Annotated in this window: 16 protein-coding genes, 1 riboswitch and 1 other annotated feature; of the genes, 15 read left to right on the top strand and 1 reads right to left on the bottom strand. The window is 35.1% G+C overall.

The window, feature by feature from the left end; genetic code table 11:
* Positions 1-64 precede the first annotated feature (64 nt).
* Positions 65-874 (bottom strand): NAD(P)H-hydrate dehydratase, encoded by an 810-nt coding sequence (locus LQ617_RS09250; protein WP_239740199.1) that lies wholly within the window; start codon positions 872-874, stop codon positions 65-67.
* 222 nt (positions 875-1,096) lie between these two features.
* Between LQ617_RS09250 and hutP the strand changes: the two genes are divergently transcribed.
* The 15 genes from hutP (at position 1,097) to LQ617_RS09175 (ending at position 18,154) form a co-directional block, all read left to right on the top strand.
* Entirely contained in the window at positions 1,097-1,534 is a 438-nt protein-coding gene (gene hutP, locus LQ617_RS09245; protein ID WP_037589484.1) for a hut operon transcriptional regulator HutP, read from the top strand.
* 94 nt (positions 1,535-1,628) lie between these two features.
* Positions 1,629-3,113 (top strand): histidine ammonia-lyase, encoded by a 1,485-nt coding sequence (gene hutH / locus LQ617_RS09240; RefSeq protein ID WP_037589485.1) that lies wholly within the window; start codon positions 1,629-1,631, stop codon positions 3,111-3,113.
* Positions 3,114-3,181: 68 nt separating this feature from the next.
* On the top strand, positions 3,182-4,849 hold the full coding sequence (hutU, locus tag LQ617_RS09235; protein WP_107576684.1) for a urocanate hydratase: 1,668 nt from the start codon (positions 3,182-3,184) through the stop codon (positions 4,847-4,849).
* Entirely contained in the window at positions 4,842-6,083 is a 1,242-nt protein-coding gene (gene hutI, locus LQ617_RS09230; RefSeq protein WP_239740198.1) for an imidazolonepropionase, read from the top strand. The genes hutU and hutI overlap by 8 nt, the downstream gene beginning before the upstream one ends.
* Before the next feature lie 48 nt (positions 6,084-6,131).
* Positions 6,132-6,327 (top strand) — a binding site (T-box leader).
* Between the two features lie 63 nt (positions 6,328-6,390).
* Positions 6,391-7,668, top strand: coding sequence for a serine--tRNA ligase (gene serS / locus LQ617_RS09225; protein ID WP_025906247.1), 1,278 nt, complete (start codon positions 6,391-6,393; stop codon positions 7,666-7,668).
* Between the two features lie 125 nt (positions 7,669-7,793).
* Positions 7,794-8,309 carry a YceI family protein gene (locus LQ617_RS09220; RefSeq protein WP_025906249.1) on the top strand — a complete coding sequence of 172 codons (516 nt, stop codon included), beginning with the start codon at positions 7,794-7,796 and terminating at the stop codon, positions 8,307-8,309.
* 275 nt (positions 8,310-8,584) lie between these two features.
* Positions 8,585-9,229 (top strand): AzlC family ABC transporter permease, encoded by a 645-nt coding sequence (locus LQ617_RS09215; protein WP_162841900.1) that lies wholly within the window; start codon positions 8,585-8,587, stop codon positions 9,227-9,229.
* Positions 9,226-9,552: an AzlD domain-containing protein gene (locus LQ617_RS09210; RefSeq protein WP_037589489.1), complete on the top strand. Its 327-nt coding sequence runs from the start codon at positions 9,226-9,228 to the stop codon at positions 9,550-9,552. Before LQ617_RS09215 ends, LQ617_RS09210 begins: the two co-directional genes overlap by 4 nt.
* A gap of 66 nt (positions 9,553-9,618) precedes the next feature.
* A riboswitch (SAM riboswitch) is annotated at positions 9,619-9,720 on the top strand.
* A gap of 70 nt (positions 9,721-9,790) precedes the next feature.
* On the top strand, positions 9,791-10,759 hold the full coding sequence (metX, locus tag LQ617_RS09205; RefSeq protein ID WP_037589503.1) for a homoserine O-acetyltransferase MetX: 969 nt from the start codon (positions 9,791-9,793) through the stop codon (positions 10,757-10,759).
* Between the two features lie 60 nt (positions 10,760-10,819).
* Positions 10,820-11,758 carry a DUF2232 domain-containing protein gene (locus tag LQ617_RS09200; RefSeq protein WP_239740197.1) on the top strand — a complete coding sequence of 313 codons (939 nt, stop codon included), beginning with the start codon at positions 10,820-10,822 and terminating at the stop codon, positions 11,756-11,758.
* Between the two features lie 14 nt (positions 11,759-11,772).
* A complete protein-coding gene (locus LQ617_RS09195; RefSeq protein ID WP_037589491.1) occupies positions 11,773-13,737 on the top strand; it encodes a DHH family phosphoesterase in 1,965 nt (654 codons plus the stop codon).
* Positions 13,737-14,183 carry a 50S ribosomal protein L9 gene (gene rplI / locus LQ617_RS09190; RefSeq protein WP_037589493.1) on the top strand — a complete coding sequence of 149 codons (447 nt, stop codon included), beginning with the start codon at positions 13,737-13,739 and terminating at the stop codon, positions 14,181-14,183. Before LQ617_RS09195 ends, rplI begins: the two co-directional genes overlap by 1 nt.
* Before the next feature lie 99 nt (positions 14,184-14,282).
* Complete coding sequence (gene dnaB, locus LQ617_RS09185) at positions 14,283-15,683, top strand: replicative DNA helicase (protein WP_025906258.1); 1,401 nt, start codon at positions 14,283-14,285, stop codon at positions 15,681-15,683.
* A 285-nt stretch (positions 15,684-15,968) separates the two neighbouring features.
* Positions 15,969-17,255: an adenylosuccinate synthase gene (locus LQ617_RS09180; RefSeq protein ID WP_037589494.1), complete on the top strand. Its 1,287-nt coding sequence runs from the start codon at positions 15,969-15,971 to the stop codon at positions 17,253-17,255.
* Positions 17,256-17,980: 725 nt separating this feature from the next.
* Complete coding sequence (locus tag LQ617_RS09175; protein ID WP_239740196.1) at positions 17,981-18,154, top strand: hypothetical protein; 174 nt, start codon at positions 17,981-17,983, stop codon at positions 18,152-18,154.
* Positions 18,155-18,410 lie beyond the last annotated feature (256 nt).

Raw genomic sequence — 18,410 nt, 5'->3', positions numbered from 1 at the left:
AGAAGCATATCACGAACTTACTGATCAACATCAGTAGCGTGATATGCTTTTTTATTTTGAATATTTAAGCTTCGAATGATTTCATAGCATATGGAATTTCATCTATAAGTTTGGATGGTGGTACGATATACATATCTTTAGAAAGCTTTTCACCAATATAACTGTGAATATACGTTGCGTTAATAACCGCTTCTTCTAAATCAAATTGTCCAACGAAACTTGTGATCATGCCTGCTAACGTATCTCCCATTCCACCTGTTGCCATAGCGGGTGTACCGATAGATAATTTATATTCATGATCTTTAAAGAATAATTCAGTACCATGTTTTTTCAATACGACTGTTGCATTTAACGCATCAACCGCTTCTTTATTGTTTTCATAAGTTTGTTCTTCTATCGGGATATTACTCAGTCTTTCCCATTCTTTTTGGTGAGGTGTAAAGATAATCTCACATTCAGGTAAAGTATGCTTTAACTTACTTAAAATCGTAATAGCATCTCCATCAATAATTAATGTTTGGTGTGGCTGAATATTTTGGAATAGAAATGTTAATGTGTTATTCCCTTTAAAATCTAAACCGAGACCTGGACCTATTAAAATACAATCCGATTGCTTAATTAATTTAGAAAGCTTTTTTAAATCCGTGATATCTGAAACCATTGCTTCAGGACATCTTGAATGTAATGCAGCAAAATTGGATGAATGTGTAGAAACAGTTATAAGTCCACTACCACTAAATACACAAGCCCTAGCTGCTAAAATAATTGCGCCACCTAAATTAGCGTTACCTCCGATTAATAATATCCTACCATAATCCCCTTTATGAGATTCTTGTTCTCTTTTTGGAATTGTGACAGATGAAATAGTCTTCATATTAACCCACCTTCAAATAATTGTACGATTTATTATGCCACTTAAAGTTGAAATTGAACAGAGAATTTTCCAAAACGTAACAAATAAATTACTTTAACAGGCTAATATATTAATCAATCACTGAGTTATGGATGTGCTAAAAAGTATTGTCAGAAAATTTTTGAAAGCGTATACTTAATATAAATATAGACATTAGTTATTAGATGAGATAGGAGCTTTCACATGACTGAACAAATATCAATTGGGAAGTACGCTACGTTATTAACGATCACAGATGAGCAAACGGCAAAGCAATTAATGCCTCAATGTCATGATATGCAATTTATTGTAGGCAAAATTGGCACAATGTCATTAAATAAAATCATCGCATCTGTTGAAACAGCGGCTAGAAGACAAGGGATTATTTCGGAAAGTCAGTATAGAGAAACACACGCGTTATACCATGCGATTTTAGAAGCGGTGAATGGTATTACAAGAGGTGAATTATCTATTGGTGAAATTATGCGAACGGTTGGCTTAAAGTTTTCAATAGTTAGAGGTTATCCTTATCAAGATAAAGCAGAAGGTGAATGGATAGCTGTGAGTTTGTACGGTACAATCGGAGCGCCTATAAAAGGTAAAGAACATGAAACAATTGGGTTAGGTATCAATCATATATAAGACATAGAAACACCTACTAGATATTAGATATAAGAAAGGTGCAACAAATTTTGATTTGTTGTATTTTTTTGTGTCCTAAAAAGGAGTGTTTTCAGTGAACTTAGTATTGAATGGTAAAGATTTAACAATTCAAGACATTAAACAATTCTTGAAAGAAGATGGTCAAATATCTATTTCGGAAGAAGCGTTAGTTAATGTCAGAAAAAGTCGAGAAACAGTAGAGAAAATCATTAAAAATAAAGAAACGATTTATGGTATTACGACAGGTTTCGGATTATTTAGTGATGTATTAATAGAAAAAGAAAAATATAACGATTTACAAGTCAATTTAATCCGTTCTCATTCATGTGGTACGGGTAAACCTTTTCCAGATAATGTGTCATTAATCATGATGGTCTTAAGGTTAAATACGATGTTAAAAGGCCATTCAGGTGTAACAGAAAAACTTGTTTCATTATTAGTAGAATTTATTAATAGAAGAATTATTCCTGTCATACCTGAGCAAGGATCATTAGGTGCTTCAGGAGATTTAGCACCATTATCTCACTTAGCTTTAGCGTTAATTGGTGAAGGAGATGTCCATTATAAAGGTGAAACAAGAAATGCGAAAGAAGTCTTACACGAAGTAGGATTGGAACCACATTCGTTACAAGCGAAAGAAGGATTAGCCCTTATAAATGGTACACAAGCGATGACATCTCAAGGTGTAATTGCATATATTGAAGCTGAAAATATTGCATATCATGCAGAGTGGATTGCTGCATTAACACATCAAGCACTGAACGGTATCGTAGACGCATATGATGAGCACGTGCATATCGTTAGAAACTTTAATGAACAAGTTGAAGTAGCAGAGCGTATGAGAAATTGGTTAGAAGGATCTAAATTAACAACTAGACAAGGTGAAGTACGTGTACAAGATGCATACACATTGAGATGTATACCACAAATACACGGCGCAAGCTTCCAAGTATTAAATTATGTAAAAGAAAAATTAGAATTAGAAATGAACGCAGCAAATGATAATCCATTAATATTTGATAACGATGACGAAACACTCGTAATCTCAGGCGGTAACTTCCACGGACAACCAATAGCATTTGCCGTAGATTTCTTAAAAATTGGTGTCGCTGAATTAGCGAATGTATCAGAAAGAAGACTTGAAAGATTAGTTAATCCACAACTCAATGGCGGATTACCAGCATTCTTAAGTCCAGAACCAGGCTTACAAAGCGGTGCAATGATCATGCAATATGCAGCAGCATCACTCGTATCAGAGAATAAGACATTAGCACATCCAGCAAGCGTGGATTCAATACCATCTTCTGCAAACCAAGAAGACCATGTATCAATGGGAACAATTGGCGCAAGACATGCATATCAAATTATACAGAACGTACGAAGAGTTATTTCTATAGAATGTATTATCGCGTTGCAAGCAGTAGAAATAAAAGGTGTAGACAAACTATCACCGAAGACAAAAGCAAAATACGAAGAATTAAGATCAATCGTACCTTCAATCACACAAGATAGAGTATTCCATCATGATATAGAGAAAGTTTGTGAATATTTGAGATAGTTAACTAAATACCTATAAAGTTCAATTCTATTTAAGCATTTAATTTTTTAGTAAAGGGGAAATGAAATATGTCTAGAGCGATTAAAGCGAAAAAAGGTTTGGAAATTGAGTGTAAAGGTTGGGAGCAAGAAGCGGTTCTAAGAATGTTATACAACAACCTTGATCCTGAGGTTGCGGAACATCCTGAGAAGTTAGTTGTATATGGTGGTATTGGTAAAGCTGCGCGTAACTGGGAAAGTTTCGACGCGATTGTTGATACGTTAAGAAGATTAGAAAATGATGAAACGATGCTTGTTCAATCTGGTAAGCCTGTCGCTGTTTTCAAAACGCATGAAGAAGCACCGCGTGTATTATTATCAAACTCTGTATTAGTACCTAAATGGGCTAACTGGGAACATTTCCATGAATTAGATAAAAAAGGGCTTATGATGTACGGTCAAATGACTGCTGGTAGCTGGATCTATATTGGTTCTCAAGGTATTGTTCAAGGGACTTACGAGACGTTTGCTGAATGTGCGAACCAACATTTTGGGGGATCATTAGAAGGAACGATTACATTAACAGCTGGATTAGGCGGTATGGGTGGTGCTCAACCATTAGCTGTAACGATGAATGGTGGGGTTGCTATCTGTGTAGACGTCGATCCGTCTAGAATTGAAAAACGTATCGAAACAAGATATTGTGATGTTATGACTGATTCATTAGATGAAGCTTTAGAAAAAGCAGAAGAAGCTAAAAAAGCGGGTAAACCTTTATCAATAGGTTTAGTAGGTAATGCTGCTGAAATTCATCATGAAATCTTAAATAGAGGATTTAAAATTGATATCGTAACTGACCAAACTTCTGCGCATGATCCATTAAACGGTTATGTTCCTGAAGGATATTCACTTGAAGAAGCAGATAAACTTCGTGAAAGTGACCCTAAAAAATATGTAGAATTATCTTCAGCATCTATGAAAAAACATGTAGAAGCAATGTTATTATTCCAAAAAAATGGTGCTGTTGCATTCGACTATGGTAATAATATTAGACAAGTAGCATTTGATGAAGGTTTAGAAAATGCATTTGATTTCCCAGGATTCGTACCTGCATATATCCGTCCATTGTTCTGTGAAGGTAAAGGACCATTTAGATTTGCTGCTTTAAGTGGTGACCCTAAAGATATTGAAAGAGCAGACGAATTAATGCGTGAACTCTTCCCTGAAGATGAAAAATTAATGCGTTGGTTAGATATGGCAAGTGAAAAAATTGCTTTCCAAGGATTACCTTCAAGAATTGCATGGCTTGGATATGGCGAACGTGCAAAAATGGGATTAGCATTAAATGAACTTGTTAGAAAAGGTGAAATATCAGCACCAATCGTTATTGGACGTGACCACTTAGATTCAGGTTCAGTAGCATCACCAAACAGAGAAACAGAATCTATGAAAGACGGATCAGATGCTGTAGGTGACTGGGCAATCTTAAACGCACTTGTAAATACAGCTGCAGGTGGTTCTTGGATTTCAGTTCACCATGGTGGCGGTGTAGGTATGGGATACTCATTACACGCTGGTATGGTCGTTGTAGCAGACGGTAGTGAACGTGCAGATAGAAGATTAGGTAGAGTATTAACAACTGACCCAGGTATGGGTGTAGCAAGACATGCTGATGCAGGGTATGACATTGCAATTGATACTGCAAAAGAAAGAAACGTAGATATTCCAATGTTAAAGGAGAAAGATAACCATGAATGATATCATCATCCAACATATAGGTGAATTAATTTTGCCAAAGAAGACTGACGGACCTCTTAAAGGGAAAGCTTTAAATGAATTAAATATTATTAAGAATGGTACAGTTGTTATAAATGAAGGTAAAGTCGTTTATGCAGGTGAACATACTGAAGAATTTGAAGCTAAAGAAGTCATTGATGCCACTCATAAAGTTGTATCACCAGGTTTAGTAGACGCACATACACACTTAGTGTTTGGCGGGTCTAGAGAACATGAAATGGCACTTAAACAACAAGGGGTAAGTTATCTTGATATCTTAAAACAAGGTGGCGGAATTTTAAGTACGGTTGAAGCGACTCGTGAATCAAGCGAAGAAACACTATACGAAAAATCTAAAAAAGAAATTATTAGAATGATTCAATTCGGTACGACAACTGTAGAAGCTAAAAGTGGTTATGGGTTAGATAAAGCAACTGAATTAAAACAATTAAATGTGGCACATCAATTAGCGCAAGACTTACCGATTCGAATGAAACATACATTTTTAGGACCACACGCAGTGCCTAAAGATGCGAAAGACAATGCAACATTCTTACAAGAAATGATTGATTTATTAGATGATGTGAAAGATAAAGCTGATTTCGCGGATATCTTCTGTGAAACAGGTGTGTTTACAATTGATGAATCAAGACGTTATATGCAAGCAGCAAAAGATAAAGGTTTAAAAGTTAAAATTCATGCTGATGAAATCGATCCACTTGGTGGACTAGGGTTAGCGATAGATGAAGGTGCAATATCTGCAGACCATCTCGTAGCTTCTAGTGAGGAAGATAAGAAAGCGTTAAAAGACAGCGACACTGTAGCTGTATTATTGCCAGGCACAACGTTCTATTTAGGTAAAGATCAATATGCAGATGCAAGAGGTATGATTGATAACAACGGTGCAGTAGCAATTGCGACTGACTTCAATCCAGGTAGCTGTGTGACAGACAACCTTCAACTTGTAATGAGCATTGCGGCATTAAAGCTTAAACTGACGCCTAATGAAATTTGGAATGCTGTTACAGTTAATGCATCTAAAGCAATTGATGCAGAAGCAGGTACACTTGAAGTTGGGGATCAAGCTGACGTAGTTGTATGGGATATTCCAAACCATGAATATTTACCATATCATTACGGTGTAAACCATGCCGAAACAGTGATTATTAACGGTAAAAAAGTCTATGAAAATACGGGTCTCTTGACTGAATCTTAAGTATAGCTTGAAAATATGATATCAATTTGATATATTTATGTTAATTTAATAACTATATTGTTTAGGAATAAGTAATTTAAGCGTACATGTATAGAGAGCTTGTGGTTGGTGTAAACAAGTCATGAAACTTAAACGAATCTATCCTTTTAAGAAGAACAATCGGTAGAAACCGTTATATGACTTAGAGTGCAGTTTTTAATAACTGTTAAATAGGGTGGCAACGCGTAAGCACCACGTCCCTTGTGTAACAACGAGGAACGTGGTGCTTTTTTCTTAAACAATTATAGTATAAAAGGGAGGAAATATTATGTTAGACATTAGATTAATTAGGTCTGAACCGGAATTTGTTAAAGATAAAGTAGCCAAAAGAGGTGACGATCCAAAGGTCATCGATGAAATTTTAGAATTAGACAAAAAGCGCCGTGAACTCATCGCTCAAACAGAAGAACTTAAATCACGTCGTAATAAAGTAAGCGGGGAAATTGCGCAGAAGAAACGCAATAAAGAAAATGCAGACGATGTTATTTTAGAAATGCGTCAAGTTGGCGATCAAATTAAAGAAATCGACCAAAATTTAAATCAATTAAATGAAGATGTTACGTACAGATTAGTAAGAATTCCTAATTTAATTAGTGATGAAACACCAGTTGGTAAAGATGAAGATGATAATGTAGAAGTACGTAAATGGGGTACACCACGTCAATTTGATTTTGAATCTAAAGCGCACTGGGACTTAGTTGAAAGTCTTAAAATGGCAGACTTTGAAAGAGCTGCTAAAGTATCAGGTGCACGCTTCGTATTCTTAACAGGACAAGGTGCACAACTTGAAAGAGCACTCATGAACTTCATGGTAACAATGCATACAACGCAACATGGTTATACTGAAATGATGGTGCCTCAACTTGTAAACGCAGATTCTATGTTTGGTACAAGCCAATTACCTAAATTTGAAGAAGATTTATTCAAAGTAGAAAAAGAAGGCTTATATACAATTCCAACAGCTGAAGTACCTTTAACAAACTTCTATCGTGATGAAGTGTTACAAGATGAACAATTCCCAATTAAATTTACAGGGCAATCTGCATGTTTCAGAAGTGAAGCTGGATCAGCAGGTAGAGATACAAGAGGTTTAATTAGATTACACCAATTTAACAAAGTTGAAATGGTGAGATATGAAAGACCTGAAGATTCATTTAAAGCGCTAGAAGAATTAACACAACACGCTGAAAATATTTTACAAGCTTTAGAATTACCATACAGAACTGTGAACTTATGTACAGGAGATATTGGATTTGGAAGCTCTAAAACATATGATATAGAAGTATGGCTACCAAGTTACAATGATTATAAAGAAATCAGCTCATGTTCAAATATGACAGATTTCCAAGCACGAAGAGCAAATATTAGATTTAAACGAAATAAAGATGCGAAACCAGAATACGTACACACACTAAACGGAAGTGGTTTAGCTGTAGGTCGTACATTTGCTGCAATCGTTGAAAACTACCAAAACGAAGACGGTACAATCACTGTACCTGAAGTGTTAGTACCATTTATGGGCGGCTTAAAAACAATTAAATTATAAATGAGTTAAATTTCTCAAAAAGGGTAATCATATATTGGTTACTCTTTTTTTTGATTTAATGCTTGAATATACTTTTTATATTTGATATACTAAGTATACAAAATAAATAAAGGGAGTTTTGACACATGACAAATTTCAATTTTGACAAAGCACACAGTAGTTTAGAATTTACAGTAAAACATTTAATGGTATCTCGCGTTAAAGGTACTTTTGAAGATTATAACGTAGAAGTATCAGGAGATATCAATGACCTTTCTACATTAAAAGCAACAGTTACAATAAAAGCAGATTCAATTAACACTAAAAATGCTGACCGTGACGCACACTTAAAATCAGCTGACTTCTTTAGTGCAGATGAAAACCCAAATATTACATTTGAAACAAAATCAATCAGTGAAGATTCAATTACAGGTGATTTAACAATCGCTGGCGTAACACACGAAGAAACATTTGACGTTGATTTCAACGGCGTAAGTAAAAACCCATTAAACGGTGAAACAGTAACAGGTTTTGCAGTAACTGGTAAAATCGACCGTGAAAAATACGGCGTATCATTTAACCAAGCATTAGAAACTGGTGGCGTAATGATCGGTAGAGATGTTAAATTCGAAGCAAGTGCAGAATTCGGTTTAAGTGAATAATTTAGATAGATAATCAAACAACAGAAATTCATTCAATTGAATTTCTGTTGTTTTTTATTTAATTATTTTCCGAATATTTAATCAAGTGTTATTGATAAAGTAATATAGGTATGATAAAACTAATACATATTAAAATTCTTTAGAGGTAAGTAAGACTGAGGTTAGACAAACGTTAGACTTACCTCTAACTATAGATTGGAGGCATCGTTGTGACAAGTACGAGTATTACGAATAAAGGTTTGTTTCTTCAAGGTGTGAAAGACTGTATACCTACTATGCTTGGGTACTTTAGTGTTGCTTTAGCATTTGGTATTGTCGGTATTTCATCTGGTTTATCTATTTTAGAAATTGCGTTGTTGTCTATTTTTGTCTATGCGGGTGCTGCTCAATTTATTATATGTGCGTTGGTCGCCATCCACTCCCCTATTTCAGCAATTCTATTGACGGTATTTTTTGTTAACTCAAGAATGTTTCTTCAAAGTTTAGCTTTAGTCCCAGCATTTAAAGGTAATGGTTTCTGGTCGAATGTAGGAATAGGTACACTTGTAACGGATGAGTCATTTGGTGTTGCGATTACGAAATATGCGAAAGAGAAATCGCTCAATGCGACTTGGATGCATGGTTTAAATATTTCAGCTTATTTATTATGGATTGTCACATCAATAATTGGTGGTTTAGTTGGTAACTTAATACCTAAACCTGAAATGTTTGGTCTCGATTATGCTTTAACAGCGATGTTTATATTTTTGTTGATTGCTCAGTTTGAAACGATACATAAAAGCAAAGTCTTAGTATATCTTTATTTAATTTTATTAACGATTGTATGCATGCTTATTCTGACATTATTTATGCCAACTTATTTATCTATTATTGTGTCGACAATTATTGCTTCTGTCGTAGGGGTGGTGTTTGATAAATGAGTATATCGATGTATTTAATTTTAATTACGTTAAGTTGTTTTGTTTTAACTTGGATTATCCGTGTTTCTCCATTTGTATTGTTATCAAAAGCGGATTTACCTGAAAGTGTGATCAAGTGGTTACAATATGTGCCGGTATGTCTCTTTACGGCATTAATATTAGAAGGCATGTTGAATCAAGAAGGCAATGCTGGATTTACGCTTAATTTTGAGAGCATTATTGTCGCGATACCAACGATTCTAATAGCGCTCATATTTAGAAGTTTAACGATTACAGTTATAGCCGGTATGTTTATTATGGCGATTGTGAGATTAGTCTTTTAATTTCATTCGTTAACTTATTGAAAGAAATGCTCATTTCTAGTATTCTTAATATAAATTACATAGCAAAGCTTATTCAGAGAAGTTGAGGGAATTGGCCCGACGACACTTCAGCAACCGGTCATAACAGATACGGTGCTACTACCAACGAGTATACTCGCATAATAAGGATGATGAGGACTTCTTACTTCTTTGACGAGTAAGAAGTCTTTCAATTTAAATAAGAGGGGGTTTTAATGTGATTATTTCTCGAGAAACAGGCATAGTAGATCTTGGACATTTTGAAACAGAATCTGGTGAAGTGATTGATAACTTGAAACTTCAATATGAGTATGTGGGTTATAAAGGCCAGCCACTCGTTGTAGTTTGTCATGCGTTAACTGGCAACCATTTAACATATGGTGATGATGAGCATGCAGGTTGGTGGCGTGAAATTATAGATGGCGGTTACCTTTCAATTAATGATTATCAATTTATAACATTTAATGTAATTGGCAGTCCTTATGGATCAAGTTCAAGATTGAATACACCTAATTTCCCGGAACATTTGACGATGAGAGATGTTGCGAGAGCAAATATATTAGGTTTGAAACAATTTGGTTACGAAAAAATAGACGTATTAATTGGTGGCTCTTTAGGTGGAATGCAAACGTTAGAAATGCTTTATGACGGTTCGTTTGAAGTGAAAAAAGCAGTCATATTAGCTGCGACAGAGAAGACGTCATCATATAGTAGAGCATTTAATGAAATTGCTAGACAAGTTATTCATATGAACGGACAAGATGGTTTAAGTATCGCAAGACAACTTGGCTTTTTAACGTATCGTTCAAGTAAAGATTACGAATCAAGATTCTCTGCAGATGATGTTGTAAGCTACCAAAAATATCAAGGCAATAAATTTAAAGAAGCATTCGATAAAGACTGCTATTTAACATTGTTAGATGTATTAGACAGTCATGACATATTTAGAGGACGAGATGATGTTGAAGAGCGTCTACGTCAATTAGAAACGAAAGTATTAACGTTAGGATTTGCTGATGATTTATTATATCCAGATGACCAAGTAAGAGCTTTAGGTCGATTCTTTAAATATCACAGACATTTCTATGTACAAGACAACGTTGGCCATGATGGATTTTTATTAAATTTTGGAGATTGGGCGCCTAACGTTTATCATTTCTTGAAATTATATAAATTTAAAGCACGCTGATATCAACTTAAAAGTCACCTACATTGTTTTAAAGGATAAAAATCTGTAAAATAGAGAAAGATGTTTAATTTAGATTGGGAAGTGAAAAATTTGTCTTTTAAAGTCGATATAAAAGCGACAATCATAGCAACACTTGTACTAGTTCTAAGTGTCGCTATTATAAACTTTGTACCATTATTAGCAATATTGATCATACCATTTATTACGATACCAGGAACGATTCTTTGGTATCGCTCTAAACCGTCCTTTTTTGTGACGGTTGTCATAACGTTATGTGCAACTGTTTTATTTAATCATGTATTCTTATTAACTGCCATGACACTTGTTATTTTTATGAGTGTATTTATTGGGCAGTTACTTATTGAGCGTACATCTAAAGAACGTATGTTGTACTTAGTGACAACATTTATGAGTATTTTGACGATAGGTAGTGTGTTAATTTTACAAATTACGGGAAACTTACCTTTAACAAGCAAGTTCTTTAGCCAGTACCATGATGTATTACTGTCATATTTCCAAATGGGTGGCAATATAACAACTGAAATCGAAGAATCATTACAAGTTTCATTAGAAATATTACAAGCGAGCATTCCTGGGTATATAGTATTATGGGTATTCTTATTAGTGCTTGTGAATTTAGTTGTGACGTTTCCGATTTTAAGAAAATTCAAAGTCGCAACACCAGTGTTCAGACCATTATTTATGTGGCAAATCAATAGAAGCGTAGCATTTGTTTTTGTGATTACAGTGCTCGTGAGTTTGTTTGTCACACAAGACAATGTCGTCGCGTATGGCATAGTCACTAACTTACAATTTGTGTTAGAATGGGTTATATTTATACAAGCATTATCGTTGTTCCATTTATTTGTAAAAGTAAAAAAATTACCAATTATAGTAGGTGTCATCATCTTTGTAATGGCATTTATATTTAAACCGTTTGCGTACTTATTCGGATTAATGGACATTTGGTTTAACTTGAAACAACGTATAAAAAAGTAAATTGAGGTGAGTTTATGAACCGTCAATCTGTTAAAAAAGCCCTAATATTTCCGTACATTATTATGATGATATTAGCTTTGGTGCTAGTCGTATTCAGTTTTTTTAATTCAATATTTTGGGCGATTATTTCGACGGTTGCTACGATAATTCTAATTGCAGTAAGCATATTTTTTGTTAGACAGAGCTTTTTGAAATTAGATTTATATATTGGGAGTTTAGCCGGTAGAATTACGAAAAGTAAAACAAGTGCAGTCAGTGACTTACCAATAGGCGTCATATTATTAGACAAAAATGATCATATCGAATGGATTAATAATTTTGCTAATAAACGATTAGAACGAGACGTTTTAGACGAACCAATTAACGAAGTGTTTCCGAATATCTTAAAAAGATTAGAAAATACTTCAGAAGTAGAGATTGAAGAAGGATCATACAAATATAAAGTCACTTATACTGAAGATGAACAGTCCATTTATCTGTTTGATATTACTGAATCTTCCCGTGTATATGAATTATATGAAAATGAAAAACCAATCATAGCAACTATTTTCTTAGATAACTTTGATGAAATTACGCAGAACATGAATGACTCTCAACGTTCAGAAATCAATAGTCTGATTACAAGCGTTATAGATGACTGGTCATCACGTTATCAATTGTTTATTAAACGTTATAGTGCTGATCAATTTATCGCGTTATTAAACAAGAGTATATTAGAAGATATCGAAACGTTGAAATTCAACTTATTAGATGATTTAAGAGATAAGACAAGAGAAATCGGTCACCAATTAACACTGAGTATCGGAATTGGTGAAGGTAGTGAGAACTTAATTGAGCTAGGTGAACTATCACAATCAAGTTTAGACTTAGCGCTCGGCCGTGGTGGCGACCAAGTAGCCATTAAAAATAGTAACGGTAACGTGAGATTCTACGGCGGTAAGACTGACCCGATGGAAAAAAGAACGAGAGTACGTGCACGTGTGATATCTCATGCGTTGCGAGATATCTTAATTGAAGGTGACAAAGTGATCATTATGGGTCATAAATCACCAGATATGGACGCAATCGGTGCAGCAATCGGTGTATCACGTATTGCGAAGATGAACAACCTTGAATCATATATTGTATTAAACGATTCGGATATTGATAGTACATTAGAACGTGTGATGGCTGAAATAGACGAGAAGCCTGATTTGAAAGAAAGATTTATTACATCAGAAGAAGCTTGGCATGAAATGACACCACGTACAACACTTGTTGTCGTAGATACACATAAACCTGAACTTGTAATTGATGAGAACTTGCTTAATAAAGCAAACAGAAAAGTCGTTATTGACCACCATCGTCGAGGCGAAAGTATTATCTCAAGTCCATTACTTGTTTATATGGAACCTTATGCAAGTTCGACAGCTGAGCTTGTTACAGAGTTGTTAGAATATCAACCAACAGAACATCGTTTAACGAGAATCGAATCAACGATTATGTTAGCCGGTATTATTGTGGATACACGTAACTTTACATTAAGAACAGGATCAAGAACATTTGATGCTGCGAGCTTTTTAAGAAGTCATGGTGCAGATACGATTCTATGTCAGCACTTCTTAAAAGACGATATTGATACGTATATTAAACGTTCAGACTTAATTAAGACAGTTAAATTATTCCGCGGTGGTGTCGCAATTGCGCATGGTGAAGACCATGAAACATATCACCCTGTTACAGTTGCACAAGCTGCAGATGAATTGCTTGGCTTAGAAGGTGTAGAAGCATCTTATGTAGTAGCACGAAGATCAGAAGACACAATTGGTATTTCTGCCCGTTCGTTAGGAGAAGTAAACGTACAATTAACGATGGAAGCACTCGGTGGAGGCGGCCACTTATCCAATGCTGCAACACAAATTAAAAATACAACAGTAGAAAAAGCAATCGAAGCATTAGTTGAGGTTGTTGAATCAGATGATAAAGGAGTGGAAGAATAATGAAAGTTATTTTCACACAAGATGTTAAAGGTAAAGGTAAAAAAGGTGAAGTGAAAGACGTACCAGTAGGATATGGTCAAAACTATTTAATCAAAAATAATTATGCTGTAGAAGCAACACCTGGAAACCTCAAACAATTAGAACAACAAAACAAACGTCAAGAAGAATTAAAACAACAAGAAATAGAAGATGCTAAAGCACTTGCGGAAAAACTTAAAGAATTAGAAGTTAAAATTCCAGCTAAAACAGGTGAAGGCGGTAAATTATTCGGATCAGTAAGTACGAAACAAATTACGCAAGCATTAGATAAACAACACAAAATCAAAGTTGATAAACGTAAAATGGACTTACCAAATGGTATTCACAGTTTAGGTTATACAAATGTACCAATTAAACTACACAACAAAGTTTCTGGTACATTAAAAGTACATGTTGTTGAAGAATAAAGGCATCAATAAAATGGTCGGTATTTGATTTACCGACCTATTTTAATGCGTTATAATAAAAATTATTAAAAATGGAAAGGAGTAATCAGTATGGATGGTATGGATAATATGATGAACCCAAAACAAATGCCCCATAGTATAGAGGCTGAACAATCTGTTATCGGTGCAATCTTGATTGATCCTGAACTGATTAACTCAACAGGTGAAACATTAATACCTGAAGCTTTCTATCGTGCAAATCATCAACACATATTTAGAGCGATGTTAATGCTAAATGAACAGAATAAAGAAATTGACTCTGTTACATTGATGGACCAGTTGGCTGCAGAATCATTATTAGAAGAAGCGGGCGGTCCAGCCTATTTAGCAGAATTAGCAAATAATGTCCCAACAACAAGAAACATACATTTCTACATAGATATTGTGTTTAAACATGCAGTGAAACGCCAACTCATTCGTGTGGCGGATAGTATTGCTGAAGATGGGTATAATCCTGAACTTGATTTAGAATCATTGTTAGGAGATGCAGAAAAGAGAATTTTAGAGATTTCTGCTTCAAGAGGTACGGAAGGCTTCAAAGATATTAAAGATGTATTAAGTATTGTGTTTGATAATGCTGAACAGCTCGATCAAAATAACGGACAAACACCAGGTATACCAACTGGTTATCGAGATTTAGACCAAATGACAGCAGGATTTAACCGAAATGATTTAATCATTATTGCGGCACGTCCATCAGTAGGTAAGACTGCCTTCGCATTAAATATCGCACAACAAGTTGCAACGCATCAAGACTTGTATTCAGTTGGGATTTTCTCTTTAGAGATGGGTGCCGATCAACTTGCTACACGTATGATATGTAGTACGGGAAATGTCGATTCAAATAGATTGCGTACAGGTTCAATGACTGAGGAAGACTGGAGCAGATTTACAGTTGCAGTAGGTAAACTATCAAGAACGAAAATATTTATCGATGATACACCAGGTATTCGAATTACGGATATTCGTGCTAAATGTCGTAGGCTCAAACAAGAACATGGATTAGATATGATCATGATTGACTACTTACAATTAATTCAAGGTAGTGGATCTCGTAGTTCAGATAATAGACAACAAGAAGTATCAGAAATCTCTCGTATGCTTAAAGCAATCGCAAGAGAATTAGAATGTCCCGTTATTGCGTTAAGTCAGTTATCTCGTGGTGTTGAACAACGACAAGATAAGAGACCAATGATGAGTGATATTCGTGAATCAGGTTCGATTGAGCAAGATGCGGATATTGTTGCCTTCTTATATAGAGATGACTATTACTCAAGAGGCGGCGAAGATGAAGACGGAGAAGCGGTCGATGCGGGTGCACAAGACGAGAATGGTGAAATTGAAATCATTATCGCTAAACAACGTAACGGCCCAACAGGAACCGTTAAACTACACTTCATGAAACAATATAACAAATTCACCGATATTGACTATCAACATGCCGGAATGGAATTTGGATAAAAAAGTTTTTAAGCCAAAAGACGTACGTTTATTGTATATTATGCAAAAATGTACGTCTTTTGTTTTGTGTAAAGTAACACTTATGTGCTTAAGTTTGTGTTTTTGAAAATGAATAAAATGGTTGTAATCCTTTTAAATACTGTGGTTAAGGTGTTTTTTAGCAATTATTGCGTGAATAAGAATTGTAATTTGACACTCGTAATTAATGTTCGTTTTTAGTTTGCAATTTAAGGATAGTACTGATAGAATACTTAATGGTTAATGAGAAAAAGCGGAGGTGCTCACATGTCATCAATCGTAGTCGTTGGGACGCAATGGGGAGACGAAGGTAAAGGTAAAATTACAGATTTCTTAGCAGAGGATGCAAACGTTATTGCACGTTTTTCAGGTGGTAACAATGCAGGTCACACAATTAAATTTGATGGAGAAACTTACAAATTGCATTTAGTACCATCAGGTATTTTTTATCAAGAGAAATCAAGTGTTATCGGTAACGGTGTAGTTGTTGATCCAGTAGCTTTATTGAAAGAATTAGATGCTTTAAATGAACGCGGAGTTGCAACAGACAATTTAAGAATTTCAAACCGTGCGCAAGTCATCTTACCATATCATCTTAAACAAGATGAATTAGAAGAAGAAAAACGCGGTGACAACAAAATTGGTACAACTAAAAAAGGTATCGGTCCAGCTTATGTAGATAAAGCACAACGTATCGGTATCCGTATGGCTGATTTATTAGATAAAGAAACTTTTGAAAAACGCTTAAAAGAAAATCTTGAATATAAAAATGAATTATTCGAAAAAATGTTCAACGCTGAAGGTTTCACTTTTGAAGAAATTTTTGAAACTTACTATGCAGCTGGACAACGTTTGAAAGAATATGTAACAGACACAGCTAAATTATTAGATGATGCTTTCGTAAACAATGAAAAAGTATTATTCGAAGGTGCTCAAGGTGTGATGTTAGATATCGACCACGGTACATATCCATTCGTTACTTCAAGTAATCCAATTGCAGGTAACGTTACAGTAGGTGGCGGTGTTGGTCCAACATACGTATCTAAAGTAATTGGTGTATGTAAAGCTTATACATCTCGTGTAGGAGACGGTCCATTCCCAACAGAATTATTTGATGAAGATGGTCACCATATCCGTGAAGTAGGTCGTGAATACGGTACAACAACTGGAAGACCACGTCGTGTAGGTTGGTTTGACTCAGTAGTTCTACGTCACTCACGCCGTGTAAGTGGTATTACAGATTTATCAATCAACTCAATTGACGTATTAACAGGATTAAAAACAGTTAAAATCTGTACAGCATACGAAATTGACGGTGTTGAAATCACTGAATACCCAGCAAACTTAAACGAATTAGAACGTTGTAAACCAATTTTTGAAGAACTACCAGGTTGGGAAGAAGACATCACAGGATGCCGTTCATTAGAAGAATTACCAGATAACGCACGCCGTTATTTAGAACGCATCTCTGAATTATGTAACGTTAAAATTTCTATCTTCTCAGTAGGACCAGATAGAAACCAAACAAACCTATTAGAAAACTTATGGGACTAATAAAATAAAGAGAAACCAGCAGATACGTAGCGTATCTGCTGGTTTTTTCATATTGGGGGAAGGTGTTGTGTGGTTTGGAGTGAGTTGGGGTGATGAGTTGTTGGGGGTTGTGCGTTGATATAAGGTGTGATGAGGGGTGAGTTGGGTTGGGATGGACAGGATTGTTTAGAGTTGGGTTGGGAAAGCGGACGAGATTGTGGACGAGATCGGCGAAGATGTGAGTTAAAGAGGTGGTAAACACACGAGATTGCTGAAAATGTGAGTTAAAGAGGTGGTAAACTCACGAGATTGGCGAAGATGTGAGTTAAAGAGGTAGTAAACACACGAGATTGGTGAACATGTGAGTTAAAGGCGGAATAAACTCACGAGATTGGTGAACATGTGAGTTAAAGGAGTAGTAAACTCACGAGATTGAAGAAGATGTGAGTTAAAGAGGTAGTAAACTCACAAGATTGAAGAAGATGTGAGTTAAAGAGGCAGTAAACTCACGAGATTGCTGAACATGTGAGTTAAAGTCGGAGTAAACTCACAAGATTGGAGAAGATGTGAGTTAAAGTCGGAATAAACTCACGAGATTGAAAAAGATGTGAGTTAAAGGAGTAGTAAACTCACAAGATCGTAAAAATTTTAGAAGTAAAAAGTAGAAATACTGTTTATACTAGCGAATTTAAAGTATCTGTTTTAAAATTTAGACAAGATCATAAACAAAAGGAGGATCTCAAACTATGACTAAAAAACGATCTACATCAGATAATAAAAATTTACCTTTAAATGAAAATGAACGCGAAGAACTTGAAAGACTGAGAAAAGAAAATGAGACATTAAAGGCAGGTATAGCTTATCAAAAGAAATTACAGGCATTGACCGATATATATGGAAGCAACAATCAGAAAAAATAAAGGTCATTAAGGGCTACATGAAACATATAATATACTCATTAAGGTTTATATTTTTGAGTTCTGTTCAAAGTCATGGCTTAAGTCCTGAATAAAGCCAAGAGATGCCTCAAATCGTGGCTTAATGTCCTAATAAAGCCAAGAGATCGCCTAAGTCGTAGCTTAAGTCCTGAATAAAGCCAAGAGATGTCCCAAGTCATGGCTTAAGTACCAAATAAAGCCAAGAGATGCCTCAAGTCGTAGCTTAACTTCCCAATAA

This window comes from Mammaliicoccus sp. P-M59 (assembly GCF_022386135.1).
Taxonomy (GTDB): Bacteria; Bacillota; Bacilli; order Staphylococcales; family Staphylococcaceae; genus Mammaliicoccus; species Mammaliicoccus sciuri_A.
The sequence above is the reverse complement of the archived record's forward strand: the minus strand, read 5'-3'. Positions and strand labels throughout refer to the sequence as shown.